This is a genomic window from Geobacillus sp. B4113_201601 (assembly GCF_001587475.1).
GTDB lineage: Bacteria > Bacillota > Bacilli > Bacillales > Anoxybacillaceae > Geobacillus > Geobacillus icigianus.
In genome coordinates, this window is sequence record NZ_LQYX01000019.1 from 23,727 (window position 1) to 42,739 (window position 19,013).

Here is a 19,013-nt window from a genome sequence, read left to right on the forward strand (position 1 = left end):
ATAAATGTGCTGATTCATGCATATATTGGTGGAAATCTTGTCCGATTCTAGGAGGAGGCCATGAACAGACGGACGACGATCGCCATGGCGCTTGTGATCTTGATCGGGGCCGCCGCTTTCCTCTCTTCCGTTTGGGAGAGAAGCCGCACGGCGGAGACGATCAAATTTTTCCCGCTCGACCGTGAAGCCGTGTTCACTGAAGCGAAAACCTCTTTGACGCTCAACGAAAAAAAACAGAGCGGCCGCTATGCGCTGCGCTGGGCAACAATGTCCATTCTCAACCGCCCGGCCTATTTGCGGCAGGACGTTTCCTTGTTGTTTGTCGACGGCCGCCTAGCGGATGTATTGTCAAAGTGGCAAACGGATACCGCGGCGCTCGACATGGAAAAAACGGTGCGGACGCAGGACAGCCGGCTGTTCCAAGCCGTCTCATTCCACCACGCCGAGCTCCATAAAAACAGCGACATCACAAGCAGCCAAGCCATGTCAAGCGCCTACTTGTATGTCATCGATTCACCGTACCGCCCGCTCACCTCGTTCCGGCGGCCGAAAACAGCGGCTGAACGCGAGTGGCAACGCGTCTTAAACAAGGCAGTGAACGAGTTTTTGCGTCACAAAGCGGACGAGTTGCTCGCCCATTTTTCCTTGGCGAAGGACGACTATTACGCCCTTTATTTGCCGGAACTGGTCGCCTACACGGAGCAGCCGCTTCCCGGCCTGCCGCCTGCAAAAACGGAGGCGATGATCGGCCGGCTATGGGAAGGGCTGTACAAATCGTACATTCTCGGCATAAAAAAAGAGGATGGTTCCATCCTCTCACCGCTCGGCAGCACGATGCCGCTCATTTTGATCCGCAAAGATTACCGGCAAATTCTCGTCCTGTTCGAGGCGCAAAACGGCGATAAAATTATGCTCATCCAAGCGGCTTAACGAAACCCGACCCATAAGCCAGCCGCGGCCAACAGCACGGCGGCAGCCAACGCTCGAAACTGCCGCCCCCAAGCGGCGTGTTTCGGCAAATGGACAGCGCCAGCCGCCAAAAAACCGCCGATGAGCCCACCGATATGGCCGGCGTTGTCGATGCCGGGGACAAGCAAGCCAAAGAGCAAGTTGATGACAATTAAGCTGACGACGTTCATTCCCATCGTCCGGAAAAACAAATGCCGATACACCGTGCCAAAATAAAGAAGCGCTCCAAACAGCCCAAAAATGGCGCCAGACGCCCCAGCGGACAACGACGGCGTAAACAAAAAACTGGCCAGCGTGCCAAAAAAGCCGGCTGTGATATAAATGACCAAAAAGCGAAGCGAGCCATACAACCGTTCGACCGTCATCCCTAAATAGTACAAGGCGAACGTATTGGTCAACAAATGCAGCAATCCAATATGCAAAACCATCGGCGTCAAAAATCGCCACCATTCTCCCGCCTCAATGAGCGGGTTGAACTTGGCGCCGTAGTGAATCAATACATCCGGATTCGTGCTGCCCCCGCTCCATTCGAGAACGAGAAACATGGCGACTTGCACGATGATCAGCAGCTTCGTGAACACCGGCTTGCCATAGTCAAAGAGGCGCCGCTCTTCCTCCCGCTGGCGGCGCCATTCCGTCAGCACCTCATGTTTGAGACGTTCGGCGACGGCAAACGGATCAGCTTCTTCAGCAAGCGGTTGCGGGCGAAGCGAAACGCCGATGAGATCGCCAAGGCGCAGCAGCATCTCATCTGCGTTGCCGCTATGAATCAAAAGCGTTTCAAACCCACCATCGGCAGCGCCGGGAAGCGGCAACGGCTTGGAAACAAGAAATTCCCAATCATCCACCGGCGGATACGCCATCACATATACATTGACGACGCGGCCCCCTTTGCCGATTTTCCGCCCGTTCATTTGCCGGAGCAATTGCCATGTGTATTCGATATCGAGCCGCAGCGACCGGCTCCAGTCGAAATCGGCACGCACGAGGCGGACAAGCGTCGGCCGCCGCCAATGCCCCGATTCGAGCCATATTTCATCGCCGCGTTCAGACAGCTGCGCGATACGGTAGCCATCACGAAGCAAAAGATGAACGAGCTGCCAAAACAATACATCCATCGTTCCGATCACGTTCCCCTCTCCCTTTCTCCGACGAGGCCAAGCCCATTGAGCAGCAGGCAGCCAGCTCGCCGACCGTGAACGGGACAGACGAGCCGGCGGGAGCCGGTTGCCGGGACCAAAAATACACAACCTCCCAGCCGGCGCCAAGCCCGCCCTCTACATCCAGCTTCCACGAGTCGCGGACATGTACCCGCTGCTCGGATGGCCGCTGATTTCTACCATAATGAAAAATCGCTTCCGTTTCATCGCTGCCTCACGGGCGCATCATTTGCGACACAACCGCCCTACGCACCGTTGGAATCTGAAGCGCCCAACGAACCACCTGCTTTCGCAGTGGCGGAATGCCGAGCGCCCAATTGACCATCCGGTAGCGGTAACGGTAAGCAAGCCACCCAGCGGCAACGGCCAGCAGCGAGTACGACCATTTGTGCATTGTTGTTCCCCCTTCATCATATGAGCTGTTCGTTATTCTTTTTCCCTTTTTCTCTCGAATTATGAAACAACCCTAGCAGCGCACGAGCACAAACGTGGCGGCGAGCACCGCGCCGGCGACCGACAAGGCATTGACCGCATCATTGTCCAGCCAGCGCCGGCGGCTACAGCCGCCACTAACGCATACCACCGGCCTTCATTGCTCACACGACATAACTCCTTGTTCAGTAATGATCGCCGTCACCGGCACATCATGCGCTTCAACCGGAATACGGTCCAAAATTTGAAACGAATAAGCCAACGCCGCGGTCACCGCCGCCACCCCCGGCAAATACCGGTCGTAATACCCGCCCCCATAACCGATCCGGTAGCCGGTTTTCGTGAAACATACCCCCGGAACGAGGATGAGGTCAAGCTCATCGCGGTCGATCGCCGTGGTTTGTTCCTCGATCGGCTCGAGCAATCCAGCATACGCCTTCTCGAGCTGGGCAAACGACGCAAGGCGCCGAAACGTCATCGTTTTTGTCAGCGGGTCGCATTTTGGTACGGCAACCGTTTTCCCTTCCTGCCATGCCCGCTCGATGATCGGCGCCGTGGCCACTTCCGTTCCTCTAGCTACGGTCAAAGCCAACGTCCGCGCCCGCTGCCATGGCGGCCACTCGTACAAATAGGCGGCAATCCGCCGGTCATAAGCCCGTTTTTCCTCGAGCGGAAGCTGCCGAAGCCGGCCGAGCATCAAGCGGCGCAAGTGCTGCTTATCGATCATCGCTTTCCCTCCTAACAGAAAAAGCAGCAGGAATGACCTTCCCACTGCTTACTTCGTTTCACGGTGCAACGTTACTTTGCGATCCCGCGGGCAATATTTTTTCAGTTCCAGACGCTCCGGATTATTGCGTTTATTTTTGGACGAAATGTAATTGCGTTCGCCGCATTCGGTGCATGCCAATGTAATGTTCACGCGCATCTTTTTTCCCTCCAAACGTGCTTTATATAATCAGACCTTTCTATGATAGCATTTTTCCGCGACGATTTCCACCTCTAAATTTCATCTTTTTCAACAAGACCAGCCACAAACAAGGAGCGATATGATATAGTGAAAAGGGAGGGATGGACGATGGTAGAATACGCAATCGTCGCTTTGGCGGCCTTATCCATGGTTTTGCTCATCATTTCGGTTTTTGCCAAAGACGAATTAAAACCGCTCGAAGAACAAATCGACCAGCTGACCGTTTCACTCGCCCAAGAAACGTACCAAATCAAAAAGCGGCTGCAAATCATCGAGGAAGAGCTGCTCATCCCCGAGCGCCGGCGTCCGGCTTCGCCCCGCCGCGGCGGAGCGCTGTCGCCGACCGATCGCCGTATTTTGCTTTTGCATAAACAAGGGTTTCCGCTCGAAGACATCGCCGCGCAAACCGGCTTAACCGTTTCTGAGGTAGAGCGGGCGGTAAGGAGGCTGCAGCGATGAGAAAGCGAACGATGCGCTCGTTTGCCCTTGGCTTGCTCGCCTCGGCATCGCTCATCGGCGCCGCCTACTATTTGTCGCCCCCAACGCCGCCCACAGAGCAGGAAGTCAAGGCGTTTCTCAAGCAGCATGGGCTGATCGCCATCGCCAAAGACGAGTATGACCAGCTGCGGCGCACCGGGCGAAAAGTGGCGGCCACTCCAACGCCGAAGCCATCAGGGCAAACCGTTTATGTGTACCGCCTCGTCATTGAGAAAGGCGACACCCCAGAATCTTTTGCCAAAAAACTTGAAGCGGCGGGCGTCATTGATAGCGCCCGCTCGTTTAACGACTATTTGCAACAACGGGGGCTGGCGCGCTCGATCCGCCCCGGCACCTACACCGTGCGCAGCGATATGGATTATGCGGCGATCAGCCGCTTGATTGCCGGACCGTAAAAATCGGCGTCTTTCATCAGCACCGTCACGAAGACAACAAAGGGCTGGTCCGAAACTTGAGCGCGTTTCGGAACCAGCCTCTTTCGTTTGCGGCGGCGCGATCACGCCCTCCCTTACCAGAGCGGTGACTGAAAGGAAAAACCGGCGCCACACCGACTCCGGCCTTCCCGATCACGGCGATGACCACATGCGCCACATCGTTTCGCCTGTTTTGGCCGATAGACGTTTTTTTCAGCCGAAGCGGCCGGCAATATAATCCGCTGTCCGCGGATCGGCAGGGCGGGAAAACAAGGTCGCTGTCTCGCCGCACTCAATGACTTCGCCGTTGAGGAAAAATGCCGTGCGATCGGAAATGCGAGCCGCCTGCTGCATATTATGGGTCACAATAATAATGCTGTAGTTGGTTTTCAGTTCGTTCATCAATTCCTCAATTTTCGCAGTCGAGACCGGATCGAGCGCCGACGTCGGCTCATCCATTAAAATGACGTCCGGTTCGACCGCCAAACAGCGGGCGATGCAGAGCCGCTGCTGTTGGCCGCCCGACAAGCCGAGGGCGTTTTCATGGAGCCGGTCTTTGACTTCCTCCCAAAGCGCGGCTTGGCGCAAGCTTTTTTCAACGATTTCATCGAGCCGACGCCGATCGCGGATGCCGTGAATGCGCGGACCATAGGCAATATTGTCATAAATGGACTTAGGAAACGGATTCGGCTTCTGAAAGACCATGCCGACTTGCGCCCGCAACTGTTCAACCGGATACGAGCGATCAAAAACCGAACGGCCCCGGTAGATGACGTCCCCTTCAATTTTCGCGTTGGGCACAAGTTCAATCATGCGGTTCAACGTTTTAATATAGGTAGACTTGCCGCATCCAGACGGACCGATTAGCGCCGTGATCTCCCGTTCATAAAATGAAAGATCGATTTGTTTCAAGGCCTGATGGGCGCCGTACCATACGTTCAATCGCCCGGTTTCATATACGACCGTTTTTTTCGCCGCGTCAGCAGCCCGAACCGCCTGTTTGCGCGGTTCGATGACCGTCACTACACTCATGGGGGTCACTCCTTGTTCGATTTTCGCCGTTCTCGCAGACCTATCTTCCGCTTCCCATCGTTCATCGTACGAGCAAAAGCACCATCAGCGACGAACGGACTGATCACACACTCTCGCTTCGCCGTTGTTGTTAGCGCACACGATTGTTCCATCCTATCGATGAGTGTACAGGAGCAATATAAAGAGCGTATGGACGGTAGGTTAAGTTTTTGTAAACGTTCGACACGAAAAGCGGACGATCAGGTGACTCTACCGTCAAGACGGGCGCGACCGGATGGCAGAAAGAAAGGGGCTCGCTCAATGGAGCCCCCTCTCCCGTCCCTTGTCCCTCTTGTTTCCCGCCGGTGTTGGTTTCCTTGAAACGAACGACGCCGCGCCTTCCCGTTCGCTTTACGGTTGCACCGTGCCGGTCGCCTCGTCCGGCTGAGCGGCCGTCCGTTTCATTTTCAGTTCAAAGTAAGCATCCAAAATGCGGCGGCCGATGCGGTTGTTAATGCCGTCGCTATTCCCTTGCGTCGCCCACGGGACGACAACCGCAAACGATACTTCTGGATTGTTATACGGGGCATAGCCGACGAGCGTCAAATTGTACGTCGAAGCTTGGCGCCGGCTTTGGATCGGGCCGTCATAAAACGCTTCGGCCGTCCCGGTTTTGCCAGCCGGCTTGTACGGGGCGTTGGCGAAATACGAATACGCCGTTCCTCCCGGCTCTTGCATGACGCGGCGGAATCCTTCCCGCACCCGTTCAATGTACTCGGTTTTCATATCGACGCGGTTTAAAACGACCGGCTCAAATTCTTTGATGACGCGGCCAGGTTCTTTTCCATCAGCCGATGGCTCACGAATTTCTTTGACCAAAAGCGGCTTCATCCGGTAGCCGCCGTTGGCGATCGTCGAAACGTATTGCGCCATCTGCATCGGCGTATACATGTCGTACTGGCCGATCGCCAAGTCAAGCAGAAATCCTGGCAGCTTGCTTTGCCCTTGAAAACCGCTCAATTCGTTCGGCAAGTCGATGCCGGTTTTCACACCCAACCCGAATTGGCTGAAATAATGGCGCATTGTCGTAAACGCGGCCGGATTGAGGTGAAGCGGCTGATGCGGACGATACACACCGCCGCCGATGGCGATCGCCGTTTTAAACATATAGACGTTCGACGATTGTTTCAGAGCGGTCAGCTCGTTAATGGTCCCCATCGTTTTCCATGATTTTTTTTCTAGATCTTTGATATAAAGCGGCTCGTCCTTTATATACGTATGCGGCGGATGAAGCACCCCGGTTTGAAAGCCGGTGAGAACGGTCGCCCCTTTCACCGCCGATCCCATCGCATAGGCGGACGTGATGTTGCCGATGGCAAAGTCGACAAATTTGCCGTCTTGAAGAAGCTTGCCGGCCATCGCCAACACTTCGCCCGTCTTCGGGTTCATCATGACGACAAACGCCCGGTCCAAGAGCGGGGAGCGGCCTTTGCGCTTCGTGGCCAAAATCTCCTGCTCAATAATTTGCTCGACTTGTTGCTGCAGCTCGGCATCGATCGTCAACACGAGGTCTTTGCCGCGCTCGCCTGGATACACTTGCTCAACCGAGATGACATTGCCCGATTTGTCAACAACGTTTTTCACTTTTGCCTTTTTGCCGTGCAGCACTTCTTCATACTGCATCTCCAAATAGCTTTTGCCGACGCGGTCATTGCGGCTGTAATCGCGCGCCAAAAAATAGTCAAGCCGCTCGCGCGGGACACCTTCGTCTTCTTCCGTCACGCTCCCGAGCACGGAGCGGAACGTTTTATCATAGACGTATTTCCGATCCCAATCCACCGTCGTGTTGACGCCGGGCAGCTCGCTTAAATGCTCGCTGACGACCGCGTATTCGCGATCGGTCACTCCTTTGCTTTTCACCGTCTGCGGCGTCAGCGCGTAGCCGCTCTGCATCTCATGCATAATGGCGATCACTTCAAGTTCGGATTTAGAGATTTGTGCCAAGTCCTGCTTGGTGATGCGCTCAAGCGTCCATTCGTACACCTTTTTGTCGATCTCTTTTTGCGTCCATCCTTGGTCAGCAAGTTTTTTCCGTTCTTGTTCATTCACTTTCTGTTTCGCTTCTTTGGGATGAGTCAAAATCCAATAATCTTTCATGTCGCGCTCGGTCACCTTTTTTTCGGCGTCCGGAATGTCGATATAGCGGGCGAGTTTTCTGGCCACCGCCAAAATTTCTTCCGGCTGGGTCGTTTTCGAGCGCGTGTACGTTATCGCCTTTTGTGGCGTATTGTCGACGATCACTTGGCCGAACCGGTCGTAAATTTTGCCGCGCGGCACCGGCGTGCTGACCACTTCATCCTGCGTTCGTTCCACTTCGCGGCGGTAGTCCTCCCCGTACACAATCTGCACGACGCCGAGGCGCAAAATCAGCGCCGAAAACAATAAAAAGACAAAGAAAAATAAAACGTTTAACCGAATCGGCACTTGCGCCCGCTTCTTCCGTTTCATTCCCCGGTCCTCCTTTCTCCTCTTCCCTATTGTAAAAGAAAAAAGCAGGCGTGGCTAGGGAAAAACATGGACAACGTTTTACACCGATGAGCCGCCGCGCTCATCGGCCAGCTTCGTCCGAAACAAGAGCGGCTCCGGCCGGTCCCGCTCCGGTTGGCCATCGGTGAAACGAATGCGGCGGACAAACCAGTAAATCACGAGATGTCCAGCCCCGCATACGAACATAAGCGCACGAATTCCGTTCTTTTCGCCAAACAAAGCCACCGCCGTCAAAAAGGCTAAAATCGACACTACCCGTCCGGCGTTTAAAAACAGTTCACGGACGACGATATACTCCACGCGCGCCTCTGCCGATTTCCAGCTTCTCCCGATCACATCAAATGTTAACGACGAGTAGGGAACGAGCAAAATCGGATAAGCGATGGCGATCGTCACGGCGTAAATGATCAAACGAGGGTAAGACGGCTGAAAGACAATGAGAAAGATGGCCGCATAGAGCAACAGTCCGCCCAATAAAATGGCTTTCATCCGATATTCCTGCTTCATTAGCCGGGAAACGGCATAGTAGGCGACAAACGATGTAAAGGAATTGACAAGCCCGTACTTGCCGAGCGCCCATTCACTGTTTGAGGTGACATACACCAGCACGGAGATGACAAACACAAACGACCCTTCACGCAGCCCTTGAAAAAAATGGGCGTTTGTAATCAACCGCCAATTCTCATTTTGGGTTCGTTCCTTTACAATGCGAAGAAACAAATATTTTCCCGCCGCTGTACGGTGCTTGAGAAAGAAGCTGAGCAGCACGGCGACAAGAAACAAGCCAAGCGACAGCGAAAAAACGAGCGTATACCCTTTTTGGCCGGTGAGCGATGAAATCACATAGCCGGCGACAATCGGTCCGATCATGCCAGCTGACGAGGTGAGCACTCCGAAAAAGCCGTTAAAAAAGTCGCGCGTTTCTGGTTCCGTAATTTCAAACGTCAACACGTTAAACGCCAGCCAATAAAAGCCATAACCAACCCCCAACAGCGCGCCGAGAACGAGCAAATATTGATGCGCTTTCGGGCCGACGAACAACACCGTGACAAAAAAAACGGCCAAACACGACACCCCAAGCCGCAGGATGAGAATGCGATCGATTTGTTTCGCCAGCCGGCCGGCGAATAGAAACGTCAGTGGCTGCATCGTGACGACCGCCAAATTATACAGCGCCAAGTCGCGGAAATCGCCGGTCTGTTTCCATAAATAAATGTTGACAAACGTATTGGACAGCGAGACAGCAAGCGCATAAAACCCGCCGATGCAAAGAAGCAGCAGCAAATCACGGTCGACCCGTTCTTGACCCAGCAATTTTTCGAACAATGACATCATAAAACTCCCCTTTTCGTCTATCCGGTAGTGTGGCCATTTCCGCTGCCGCTATGCACCCGCAACAAAGAAAACGGCCGCCGGTTCCCGGGCCGTTCGCGCCCATGCGAAACCGGCGACCGCCGAGGGTCGTGCCAACCATGAAAAAGCGGGGCGTTTTGTTTCGCCCCGCTTCGTTGATTACTTCGCTTTTGCTTCGCTGTACCGTTTCGCCACTTCGTCCCAGTTGACGACGTTCCAGAAAGCGGCGATGTATTCCGGACGGCGGTTTTGGTATTTCAAGTAGTACGCATGCTCCCAAACGTCCAAGCCGAGAATCGGCGTTTTGCCTTCCATGATCGGCGAGTCTTGGTTCGGCGTGCTCGTAATTTCCAGCTCGCCGTTGTTCACGACAAGCCACGCCCAGCCCGAGCCAAAACGGCCGGCCGCTGCTTTCGAAAACTCGTCTTTAAACGCGGCAAAGCTGCCGAATTTTTTGTTGATGGCTTCAGCCAGCTCACCCGTCGGCTCGCCGCCGCCGTTTGGCGACAAAATCGTCCAGAAGAGCGAGTGGTTCGCATGGCCGCCGCCGTTGTTGCGCACCGCGGTGCGGATGCTTTCCGGAAGGGCTTCCAAATTGCTGAGCAGTTCTTCGAGCGATTTGTTTTGCAAATCGGCATGCCCTTCCAACGCCGCATTCAAGTTGGTGACGTACGTGTTATGGTGCTTCGTGTGGTGAATGTTCATCGTTTCTTTGTCAATGTGCGGCTCAAGCGCATCGTACGGATACGGCAATGCTGGCAGTTCAAATGGCATACAATCTCCTCCTTTTACGGTTTATGTAGACGGACAAGACGACGTCCGTTTGAGACTAGCTTACCAAAGTTGGCACATTGTTTCAATCGATTTGCTCGTCCTCGTGTTGGCGCAAATTCAGGCGATTGTCCAAGATGTGCAAAGCCAAATCGAGGCCGCGGTGCAATCCATGAAAGAAAGCGCCCAACAACTCGATGAAACGAAAAAAACGTTCACGGAAAGCCGACAAGCCTTTCAAGAAATCACGACGATGGTCTCCCATTCATCGGCGCATACGCGGCAAATTTCTGAAACATTCGCCGCCATCGAACGGCAAATGAGCGACATGCGGGAACATATTACCGAGATTGCTACCGTAGCCCAGCAAATCGCTTCATCCATGGAGCAAATTTCGAATTTTACGGACGGTCAGCACCATGCCATGGCAGCCATTCGCTCCGAAGCCGACGCGCTGAATGATCGCGTGTCACATTGGCGCACCTTGCTTGACACGTTTTATCTCCCTTCCGACTAAAGCGGGAATATCCCGCTTGTTTCGTTCCAAAGTTGAATTCCTCCCCTTTCCTCGCTACAATGGAAAGGGAGGAAAAGAGAGGTGTGTCGATGATGAATGTATTTGCCCAGCTATGGAAAAGCTTATATTCGCCAAAAGATATCGCTCGTTTCCGTTTCCAAGGCATCGGCAAAACGATCGGTTATCTGTTTTTGCTCACTTTTTTCTCGGTGCTGCCGACGCTTTTCTACGGGGTCTTATCGTTAACGGAGGGGGTGCGGACAGCAAGCGCTCTGCTTCATCAAAGCCTTCCCTCTTTCACGATTGAAAACGGAGAGCTGTCCTCACCGGCCGCTCAGCCGATTCAGCTTGACCAAGACGGCTTTGTCATCATCTTTGACAGCACTGGCAGCGTGATCCCTGATGAGGTAGAACGATTCCCTAACGCCGTCGCGCTGTTGCGACATGAGGCGGTGCTCGTTGTCGGCCATCAGGCTCAGCATTACAGCTACGCGGCGTTTCCGGATGTTCGAATCACCGATCAAGACGTGCGCGCGTTTATTAGCGATTTGCAATCGCTACTCCCGGTTCTCGTCCCGCTTTTGGCGCTCATTGTTTATGTGCTCGCCTGCGCGGGGAAATTCATCAGCGTGTGCCTGCTCGCCTTGTTCGGCTTGCTGTTTTCCGGCATGCTTGCCAAAACGCTCCGCTACCGTCACACTTGGGTGATGTCGGCCTATGCCATTACGCTGTCAACCGTCTTTTTTACCATCATGGAATCGCTGCAAACGGCCGTCCCCTACGGAGCGCTAATCCATTGGCTCGTTTCCTTTATCGTCCTCTTTTTGGCCGTCAAAGAAGTGCCATCAACGAAACGAGAGAGATAAAAAAAGCTGCCTGTCAAATGCAGGACAGCTTTTTATGTTTACGCCGCTTTGTTTCTTTTCATGGGTCCACGGCGCGCGCGCCGACTTCCTGAAAAATGGCGGGCAAGCAAAGAAGAGGTGAGCCGGGCGGCCAAATTGAACAACAGAACCGCTACCATCAACACCGCCGCCGATTTGGCCGCGATTAGCTTCGCGTCCGGGACAATGCCTTCCGAATTCAATTTCCAAATATGCACGGTCAGCGTCTCGGCCGGCCGAAACACGTTCAGCGGGTGGGCCGAACTGCTCCAATCGGCATCCCACCGCAACATCGGCGTCGTCAACCCGGCGGTATAGATGAACACCGCCGCTTCGCCGAAAATGCGCCCCGCCGCCAAAATCACGCCGGTGACCATTTGCGGAATGGCAGCGGGAAGCACGGCCTTAACCAACGTCTGCCAGCGCGTTGCACCAAGGGCTAGACTGCCCTCGCGAATGCTGGCCGGCACATCCAAAATCGCTGTTTCGCAAATGCGCGTCAATCCAGGCAAATTGATGATCGTGACAGCCAGCGCCCCGCCAAGCAGCGTATAGCCCCAGCCCGTCAAGGTGACAAACGCCAACAGTCCGAACAGCCCGACAACAATCGACGGCAGCGAGGCCATCGCCTCCAAACAAAGGCGAATCATCCCGACGATCCGCCCCTGTTTGGCGTATTCCGCCAAGTACACTCCCGCTCCTAACGACAGTGGAACCGACAAAAACAACGCCACTCCCAGCAAATAAAACGAATTGATCAACTGGGGGCCGATGCCGCCGCCTGCTTGCGTATTGCTCGGCCGCCCGAACAGAAACTCAGGCTGCCAAAACCCCGCTCCTTTTGACAACACGACCGCGAAAAAGAAAACGAGCAGGCCGATGACGGCGGCAGCTACCGCATAGAAAATGCCCGTCCATACTTTATCAATCATGCGCGCTGTCATCTTATCGCTCCTTTCTTTGGCCGACCAACCGGATCACAGCAATGAAGAAAAACGAAATCAAGAGCAACAGGAACGCCAATGTCCATAGCGCGTTGTTCCATGGTGTCCCGTTGATCGTATTGGCCATATCCATCGTCAATATGCTCGTTAACGTCGCTGTCGGGCTGTCAAGCCCTGAAGGCAGCCTCATCGTATTGCCGATCACCATCTGCACAGCCAGCGCCTCACCAAACGCCCGCGCCAAGCCGAGAACGACGCCGGTGGCAATCCCAGTTTTCGCCGCCGGGACGATGACGCGGGAAATCGCCTGCCAGCGCGTGGAGCCAAGCCCGTACGACGCCTCCATATAGGCTTTCGGAACATTGGCCAAGGCGTCGGCGGCAATGCTAGTAATGGTTGGCAAAATCATCATGCCTAGCACGATGATGCCGGCCAGCAGGCTAAAGCCGGAGCCTCCGAACCACTCGCGCACGAGCGGAACGAGCAGCGTCACCCCCAGCCAACCGTACACCACCGACGGAATGCCGACAAGCAGCTCCAGCACCGGTTTGAGCAGCGAGACGAGCCATTTCGGCGCGATGAAATTCATAAAAATCGCCAACGCCAACGCGAGCGGCGCACTGACCAACAAAGCGCCAAGCGAAACGAGCATCGAGCCGACGATAAAAATGAGCGCTCCATATTTTGGCGGCGTGCCGTTCGGGTCCCAGTGCGCCGAAAGCAACATATCAGAAAGTGACAAACCGCTGTCTGTAAAGGACTGAATCCCTTTTGCCGCTAAAAAGACGATCATCGTCACCGTAATCAAAACGATCAGCCAGCCGCAGATGCCGGCGAACGTTCGTCCCATCCATTCTTCAAGCCGGCGATGTCGCCGTTTTGCATACGTTGGCTGCATAGTGTCTCCCCTCCATGGGCAAAGGCCGGCCCAAGGAGCCGGCCTCGCCTTTCTTTACTCCAATTCCGTCATCGGAATATAGCCCATCTGTTTTACAGTCGACGCAAATTCCTCACTCTTGACAAAATCGATAAACGCTCGCACTTCATCCTTCGCTTCCCCTTTGGTAATCATGTATTCATACGACCAAAACGGATATTTTTCCGTGCGAATGTTCTCCACTGTCGGTTCTGCGCCGTTAATCTTGACCGTCTTCAAGTTTTTCTTTTCCCCGATTAAATACGACATCGCTACATAGCTGACAGCGCCCGGCGTTGAACTGATCGCCTGCTCGACCGCTCCGTTAGAATCTTGCACCGTGCCGATCGCATCGTTGATTTTTACGTCTTTCATGACCGTTTTCTCAAACGTCGCCCGCGTTCCCGATGATGCCGGGCGGTTGATCACGTGAATAGCTTCATCCGATCCGCCGACTTCTTTCCAGTTTTTGATCTTGCCACTGAAAATCCCTTGAATTTGTTCCGTTGTTAAATTATCGATTTTCACATCGTCGTTGACCACAATGGCAAAGGCGATGCCCGCCACTTTATGGTCAATGAGTTCTGACGCTTTCGATTTGTCGTCGAGTTTTTCCGCCGCCGGCACATCCGAGTTGCCGATTTGTACAGCACCGGCTGCCACTTGGTTCACGCCCGTGCCGCTGCCGCCGCCTTGAACGGTGATCGACACGTCCGGATATTTTTCCATAAACGCGTTCGCCGCTTCTTCGGCCAGCGGCTGAAGCGCGGTGGATCCCGCTAAGCTGATCGTACCGGAGTACGTTTCCTCTTTTTTGGCGCCCCCTTCATTGCTGCCGGCGCTGCTGCTGTTGTTGTCCGTTTGCCCGCAGCCGGCCAGCGCGCCGGTCATCAGCAAGGCAGCCAATCCGAATTTCACTCGTTTACTCCACATTCAGAAATCCCCCCGTTTTGTTTTCGTACGTCCCGCGTACAAGTTGATTGTAGCGTGGCATTGTTAGTCTCTTATAAAGCGATCGTTAAGTTTGTGTAAAGGAGCCCGTGCCAGCAGCAGACCGATGCACCAAAAAAGCATATTTTCTTTGGACAAGCATACAAATGATAACAACGGATACGCCCAAGCGGAGGAAGCGCCATGAAAAAACTCATCCTCGTTCTTATCCTGTCGTTGGCCAGTTATATCGTTTACCGGGATCTTTCCATCGGAACCTTCCCAGTCCCGGCTCAAACAACGGCGGCAACCGTCCAACCGAAGCCGGTCAAAATTCCGTACCGAACGGTCACCGTTCGCCCCGGTGACACACTATTGTCCATCGTCGAACAAGAACGAAACGGCCCGATTCCCGTGCCGCTCGAACAGCTGATCCGCGACTTTGAGCGGCTGAATCCCGGCGAGCGCGCCCAAACGCTACAGATCGGGAAAACGTATAAAGTGCCGATCTACCGCTGAACGGCAGATCGCTTGTCAAACGGGCGACGACACTGATACAATAAGGCAGAAAGCGACTTGAATGTTAAAGGAGCGATTCCCGTGGGTGAAATCATCCATCGTTCAAAAACGCGGCCGGTCCGCGTCGGTCCGCTGACGATCGGCGGCAGCAACGAAGTCATCATCCAAAGCATGACGACAACGAAAACGCACGATGTCGACGCGACGGTGGCGCAAATCCATCGGCTCGAGGAAGCCGGCTGCCAAGTCGTCCGCGTCGCCTGTCCCGATGAGCGGGCGGCCGCGGCGATCCCTGAAATCAAAAAGCGCATCAACATTCCGCTTGTCGCCGACATCCACTTTGACTATAAATTGGCGTTAAAGGCGATCGAGGGAGGCGTTGACAAAATTCGCATCAACCCGGGCAACATCGGGCGGCGCGAGAAGGTGGAAGCGGTCGTCAAAGCCGCCAAAGAGCGCGGCGTGCCGATCCGCATCGGTGTCAACGCCGGGTCGCTTGAGAAACGCATTTTAGAGAAATACGGCTATCCGACCGCCGACGGCATGGTCGAGAGCGCCTTGTACCATATCCGCATTTTGGAGGAGCTCGATTTTCACGATATTATCGTTTCGTTAAAAGCGTCCGATGTCCGTCTCGCCATTGAAGCGTATGAAAAAGCGGCGCGCACGTTTGATTATCCACTTCACGTCGGCATTACCGAAGCCGGGACGCTCTTTTCCGGCACGATTAAAAGCGCGGTCGGGCTCGGGGCCATTTTAAGCAAAGGCATCGGCAATACGATCCGCGTTTCCTTAAGCGCCGACCCGGTTGAAGAGGTGAAAGTGGCGCGCGAAATTTTAAAAACGTTCGGGCTCGCTTCCAATGCCGCGACGCTCATTTCCTGCCCGACGTGCGGGCGGATCGAGATCGACTTGATCAGCATCGCCAATGAAATCGAGGATTATATCGCCAAAATCAAGGCGCCGATCAAAGTCGCCGTGCTCGGCTGCGCCGTCAACGGGCCGGGCGAAGCGCGCGAAGCCGACATCGGCATCGCTGGCGCCCGCGGCGAAGGGCTGCTGTTCCGCCACGGCAAAATCGTCCGCAAAGTGCCGGAAGAGCAGATGGTCGAAGAGCTGAAAAAAGAAGTCGACAAACTGGCCGAGGAATATTTTGCAAAACAAAAGGAAAAAGCAGCTGCGCTGAAAGGCGGCGGTCTAGAAGGCCGGTGAACGACGTTCGCTTCCCTTATGATTGAAAAACAGGAGCGATGCGACAAGGTTTTTCTAGATGGCAAAGCGGTATCGCTGAGTAATCATCGGACTCCCAGAAGGTCGGTCCCCTTATGAGTGGCAACAAGGCGTGTCGAATTGAGAAATGACACGGTTAAAGCCGTGTCCACGATCAAATCACCAGCCTCCTAGAAGGCTGGTGAAAAACAGCAACCGCCCCTAGCCCACGGCGGATGACGTGAAACGAGAAGCCCGTGCCACAAAGGTTCTCCATTTGAGAAACAAGGCGGTGAAGCAACCCATCCCTTTCAGCACCACCCGCCTAGAAGGCCGGTGAAAAACCGCTGTCGCATACCAATCAACGGCATTTTCATTCAAAAAAGAAAGCTGATTCTGCAAAGTTTCTCTAATTGAGAAATGGGTGGAATCAGCAACATTTTACACGAAATCACCGGCCTCCTAGAGTAGCCGAAGCGCGGCCGATAGACCAACGCGAAAAAGGGCGTCCCTTGGACGGGGACACCCTTGCTTTTTTTACGAGTAAAACGGCATAATAAACAGGCGGACGAGAATCGCGATGACGCCGATCCCGATCGCCCACGCTCCGAGCGTTTCCGCTCCGCGCCGGCGCGCGATAAAACCGACAATGATGCCGGCCGCTCCCAACAAAATGGGCCAAATAAACAAAGCGATGATGGACAACGCCAAGGCGAGCCATCCAAGCCCGGTGCCATCGGCGCGCTCTTCGTCCCGCTCATCGCGGCGGCGAATCGGCTCGGCCATTTCAGCAGCGGTTTCTTCCATGAACGGGCGTTCAGGTTCTTCTTTTCCAATCGATTGCACGTAGTTTCCATTATACGTGCGCTCGCGATCATCTGCCATATGCTTCCCTCGCTTTCCTAAAGTAAGGAGCATTCTTAGTATGGGAAAGCGGCGCCATTTTATCGTTGTGAATATTTTCTAAAAGGGGGATATAGCGATGAAACAACGGCTCGGTCTTGACATCGACGGCACTGTGACATGCCCAACTACCTTCATTCCTTATTTAAATGAGGCGTTTGGCAAGCCGCTGGCCTTCACCGATATTACTCAATATCATTTAGCTCCGCTGTATGGGGTGACGGACGAGGAAATGGACCGTTGGCTTGAAGAAAACGAGGCAGACATTTATGAGCGGGCTCCGCTCGCTCGCTACGCCCTCGAAGTGATCGACAGCTGGAAAGACCGGTATGAACTGTACTACATCAGCGCGCGCGGCCGTCATTTGCACAAGCTTACCGAGCGCTGGTTCCAGCGGCATGGCGTTCATTACCATCATATTGAACTGCTCGGCTCGCACGATAAACTTGACGCCGTCCGCCGTTACCAGCTCGCCGCCTTTTTCGAAGACAACTACGACAACGCTTGCGCCATCGCCGAACAATGCGGCATCCCGGTCATTTTGTTTGACACCCCTTACAACCAAGGACCGCTTCCGGAAAACGTCATCCGCGTCCGCAACTGGCTCCAAGCGAAGCGCGAAATCGAGCGGCGCCTTTCTCCTTCCCCATAAAACAAGAGGGTGTCCCAAAAGGATCGGGATACCCTCTTTCGTTGCTATCTACGTGCTGACTGCTTCTGCCATACTTTGTGCCTATTTTGAAGGCAGACAACCTTTTGGGTCAGCCCCGTTGTTGACACTGCGGGCACGTTCCGTAAATTTCGAATTTATGATCAGCGATTTCATACCCATCGAGTTCGATAGCCAGCCGATCCATCGGGCAGGCGTCAATTTCCTTCGTCTTGCCGCAGCGAGTGCAAATGAAGTGGTGATGATGGCGATGAGCGTCGCAGGCAAAGCGGAAATGCTTTTCCCCGGACAGCTCCGTCATTTCCAAAAGGCCAAGCCAAGCAAAGAGCGCCAAATTGCGGTAGACCGTATCCATGCTCAAGCCCGGATAAAGTGGGCGAAGCGCTTCAAGCACGTCTTTCGCCGTTACATATTTGTCGCTTTCGGCAAGCAGCTCGAGCATTTGTCGCCGTTTTTCCGTATATTTGAACCCTTTTTCTTTCATGAATTGCAGCGCTTCGTTGACGTTCATCAACGCCGCCTCCTTTTCCAGCCCAAAACGAGAAGCAACAGAACGACCGCCGTCATGACAATCGTCCCGCCTGGCGCCCAGTCGAGCTCATACGCCGCCCAAAGCCCAGCGATGACCGCCAGCTCGCCAAACAGCACGGAAAAAGCGATGGCTTGGCGGAAACTTTTCGCCACGCGGATGCTCGCCGCGACCGGCAGCGTCATCAGCGAAGAAATGAGAAGGACGCCGACAATGCGCATGGACGCCGCGATGACAAGCGCCACCAACAAAATAAACAAAAAGTGGATGAGCTTGACGCGCACGCCGGAAACGCGGGCATACTCTTCATCAAACGAAAGAAGAAACAGCTCCTTATAAAACACCGCAATCACCAACGCCACGGCGAGCGCCACCGCCAGCACGGTCCACACGTCCGTTCGACTGACAGCGCTAACGCTGCCAAATAAATATGAAAACAAATCGGTGGTAAACCCGTTGGCGATGGAAATCAATATGACGCCAAGGCCGATGCCCGCCGATAAAATGATCGGAATGGCGAGCTCTTCATAATGACGGTAGACGGTTCGCAGTTTCTCAATAAACAACGAGCCGAGCACCGAAAAGCTCATTCCGATGTAAAGAGGATTCCAACCGGCCGCAGCCGTTGCCGTTTTTCCAAGCAACAGCCCCGCGGCGATGCCGGCGAGCGTCACATGGCTCAACGCATCCGCAATTAGTGATAACCGCCGCACGACAATAAACACGCCAAGCAGCGGCGCGGCAAACCCGAGCAAAACGCCGGCAAAAAACGCATTGCGTAAAAACTCATAGTGCCAAATGGCTTCCCACACCCGTCATTCCTCCATCGTCATCATTTCCTGCCAAGGGCCCGCGTGGAAACAAACGATTC

22 protein-coding genes are annotated in these 19,013 nt (G+C 54.3%); 8 read left to right on the top strand and 14 right to left on the bottom strand.

The genetic code is table 11. From position 1 onward, the window contains the following. Positions 1 to 60: 60 nt before the first annotated feature. Positions 61 to 930 carry a hypothetical protein gene (locus tag B4113_RS02825; protein WP_033018977.1) on the top strand — a complete coding sequence of 290 codons (870 nt, stop codon included), beginning with the start codon at positions 61 to 63 and terminating at the stop codon, positions 928 to 930. On the opposite strand, the gene B4113_RS02830 is transcribed toward B4113_RS02825, so the two are convergent. The 4 genes from B4113_RS02830 to rpmG form a co-directional block, all read right to left on the bottom strand. After that, positions 927 to 2,087, bottom strand: a complete 1,161-nt coding sequence (locus B4113_RS02830) for a rhomboid family intramembrane serine protease (protein ID WP_082799290.1) — start codon at positions 2,085 to 2,087, stop codon at positions 927 to 929. The two genes, B4113_RS02825 and B4113_RS02830, sit on opposite strands and share 4 nt — an antisense overlap. Before the next feature lie 256 nt (positions 2,088 to 2,343). Beyond that, a complete protein-coding gene (locus tag B4113_RS02835; protein ID WP_033018975.1) occupies positions 2,344 to 2,523 on the bottom strand; it encodes a hypothetical protein in 180 nt (59 codons plus the stop codon). Between the two features lie 195 nt (positions 2,524 to 2,718). Then, positions 2,719 to 3,288 carry a 5-formyltetrahydrofolate cyclo-ligase gene (locus B4113_RS02840; protein ID WP_033018974.1) on the bottom strand — a complete coding sequence of 190 codons (570 nt, stop codon included), beginning with the start codon at positions 3,286 to 3,288 and terminating at the stop codon, positions 2,719 to 2,721. Positions 3,289 to 3,336: 48 nt separating this feature from the next. Further along, positions 3,337 to 3,486, bottom strand: a complete 150-nt coding sequence (gene rpmG, locus B4113_RS02845) for a 50S ribosomal protein L33 (protein WP_008879868.1) — start codon at positions 3,484 to 3,486, stop codon at positions 3,337 to 3,339. 150 nt (positions 3,487 to 3,636) lie between these two features. Here rpmG and B4113_RS02850 point away from each other — a divergent pair, with 150 nt between their 5' ends. Both B4113_RS02850 and B4113_RS02855 read left to right on the top strand, forming a co-directional pair. Beyond that, on the top strand, positions 3,637 to 3,987 hold the full coding sequence (locus B4113_RS02850) for a sigma factor-like helix-turn-helix DNA-binding protein (RefSeq protein WP_033018973.1): 351 nt from the start codon (positions 3,637 to 3,639) through the stop codon (positions 3,985 to 3,987). Then, complete coding sequence (locus B4113_RS02855) at positions 3,984 to 4,421, top strand: endolytic transglycosylase MltG (protein WP_033018972.1); 438 nt, start codon at positions 3,984 to 3,986, stop codon at positions 4,419 to 4,421. Before B4113_RS02850 ends, B4113_RS02855 begins: the two co-directional genes overlap by 4 nt. 231 nt (positions 4,422 to 4,652) lie before the next feature. Here B4113_RS02855 and pstB read toward each other — a convergent pair whose 3' ends face one another. The 4 genes from pstB to sodA form a co-directional block, all read right to left on the bottom strand. Continuing rightward, positions 4,653 to 5,471, bottom strand: coding sequence for a phosphate ABC transporter ATP-binding protein PstB (gene pstB / locus B4113_RS02860; RefSeq protein WP_033018971.1), 819 nt, complete (start codon positions 5,469 to 5,471; stop codon positions 4,653 to 4,655). A gap of 390 nt (positions 5,472 to 5,861) precedes the next feature. Next, positions 5,862 to 7,958 (bottom strand): penicillin-binding protein 2, encoded by a 2,097-nt coding sequence (locus B4113_RS02865; RefSeq protein ID WP_061912209.1) that lies wholly within the window; start codon positions 7,956 to 7,958, stop codon positions 5,862 to 5,864. A gap of 78 nt (positions 7,959 to 8,036) precedes the next feature. Further along, entirely contained in the window at positions 8,037 to 9,329 is a 1,293-nt protein-coding gene (locus B4113_RS02870) for an MFS transporter (RefSeq protein ID WP_033018969.1), read from the bottom strand. A 180-nt stretch (positions 9,330 to 9,509) separates the two neighbouring features. Continuing rightward, complete coding sequence (gene sodA / locus B4113_RS02875; RefSeq protein ID WP_033018968.1) at positions 9,510 to 10,124, bottom strand: superoxide dismutase SodA; 615 nt, start codon at positions 10,122 to 10,124, stop codon at positions 9,510 to 9,512. A gap of 49 nt (positions 10,125 to 10,173) precedes the next feature. On the opposite strand from sodA, the gene B4113_RS02880 reads away from it, so the two are divergent. Further along, positions 10,174 to 10,638 (top strand): methyl-accepting chemotaxis protein, encoded by a 465-nt coding sequence (locus B4113_RS02880; RefSeq protein ID WP_033844185.1) that lies wholly within the window; start codon positions 10,174 to 10,176, stop codon positions 10,636 to 10,638. A gap of 92 nt (positions 10,639 to 10,730) precedes the next feature. Continuing rightward, complete coding sequence (locus tag B4113_RS02885) at positions 10,731 to 11,504, top strand: DUF1189 domain-containing protein (RefSeq protein WP_033019012.1); 774 nt, start codon at positions 10,731 to 10,733, stop codon at positions 11,502 to 11,504. Between the two features lie 38 nt (positions 11,505 to 11,542). Here B4113_RS02885 and pstA read toward each other — a convergent pair whose 3' ends face one another. Genes pstA through B4113_RS02900 form a run of 3 tightly spaced genes read right to left on the bottom strand, consistent with a single transcriptional unit; the run spans position 11,543 to position 14,315 of the window. After that, complete coding sequence (gene pstA, locus B4113_RS02890; RefSeq protein ID WP_033018966.1) at positions 11,543 to 12,466, bottom strand: phosphate ABC transporter permease PstA; 924 nt, start codon at positions 12,464 to 12,466, stop codon at positions 11,543 to 11,545. Between the two features lies 1 nt (position 12,467). Beyond that, complete coding sequence (gene pstC, locus B4113_RS02895; RefSeq protein ID WP_033018965.1) at positions 12,468 to 13,364, bottom strand: phosphate ABC transporter permease subunit PstC; 897 nt, start codon at positions 13,362 to 13,364, stop codon at positions 12,468 to 12,470. A gap of 54 nt (positions 13,365 to 13,418) precedes the next feature. Beyond that, entirely contained in the window at positions 13,419 to 14,315 is an 897-nt protein-coding gene (locus tag B4113_RS02900; RefSeq protein ID WP_061912210.1) for a phosphate ABC transporter substrate-binding protein PstS family protein, read from the bottom strand. 201 nt (positions 14,316 to 14,516) lie between these two features. Between B4113_RS02900 and B4113_RS02905 the strand changes: the two genes are divergently transcribed. Both B4113_RS02905 and ispG read left to right on the top strand, forming a co-directional pair. Then, on the top strand, positions 14,517 to 14,831 hold the full coding sequence (locus tag B4113_RS02905; RefSeq protein WP_033018963.1) for a FimV family protein: 315 nt from the start codon (positions 14,517 to 14,519) through the stop codon (positions 14,829 to 14,831). An 81-nt stretch (positions 14,832 to 14,912) separates the two neighbouring features. Then, the gene (ispG, locus tag B4113_RS02910; RefSeq protein WP_033018962.1) at positions 14,913 to 16,043 is read left to right on the top strand and encodes a flavodoxin-dependent (E)-4-hydroxy-3-methylbut-2-enyl-diphosphate synthase; all 1,131 of its coding nucleotides are present in this window, start codon (positions 14,913 to 14,915) and stop codon (positions 16,041 to 16,043) included. A 534-nt stretch (positions 16,044 to 16,577) separates the two neighbouring features. On the opposite strand, the gene B4113_RS02915 is transcribed toward ispG, so the two are convergent. Next, positions 16,578 to 16,925, bottom strand: a complete 348-nt coding sequence (locus B4113_RS02915) for a hypothetical protein (RefSeq protein ID WP_033018961.1) — start codon at positions 16,923 to 16,925, stop codon at positions 16,578 to 16,580. A gap of 97 nt (positions 16,926 to 17,022) precedes the next feature. Here B4113_RS02915 and B4113_RS02920 point away from each other — a divergent pair, with 97 nt between their 5' ends. After that, positions 17,023 to 17,595, top strand: coding sequence for a nucleotidase (locus B4113_RS02920; protein ID WP_033018960.1), 573 nt, complete (start codon positions 17,023 to 17,025; stop codon positions 17,593 to 17,595). 109 nt (positions 17,596 to 17,704) lie between these two features. Here B4113_RS02920 and B4113_RS02925 read toward each other — a convergent pair whose 3' ends face one another. Continuing rightward, positions 17,705 to 18,124: a Fur family transcriptional regulator gene (locus B4113_RS02925; protein ID WP_033018959.1), complete on the bottom strand. Its 420-nt coding sequence runs from the start codon at positions 18,122 to 18,124 to the stop codon at positions 17,705 to 17,707. Further along, on the bottom strand, positions 18,124 to 18,954 hold the full coding sequence (locus B4113_RS02930; RefSeq protein ID WP_033018958.1) for a metal ABC transporter permease: 831 nt from the start codon (positions 18,952 to 18,954) through the stop codon (positions 18,124 to 18,126). Before B4113_RS02930 ends, B4113_RS02925 begins: the two co-directional genes overlap by 1 nt. Positions 18,955 to 19,013 lie beyond the last annotated feature (59 nt).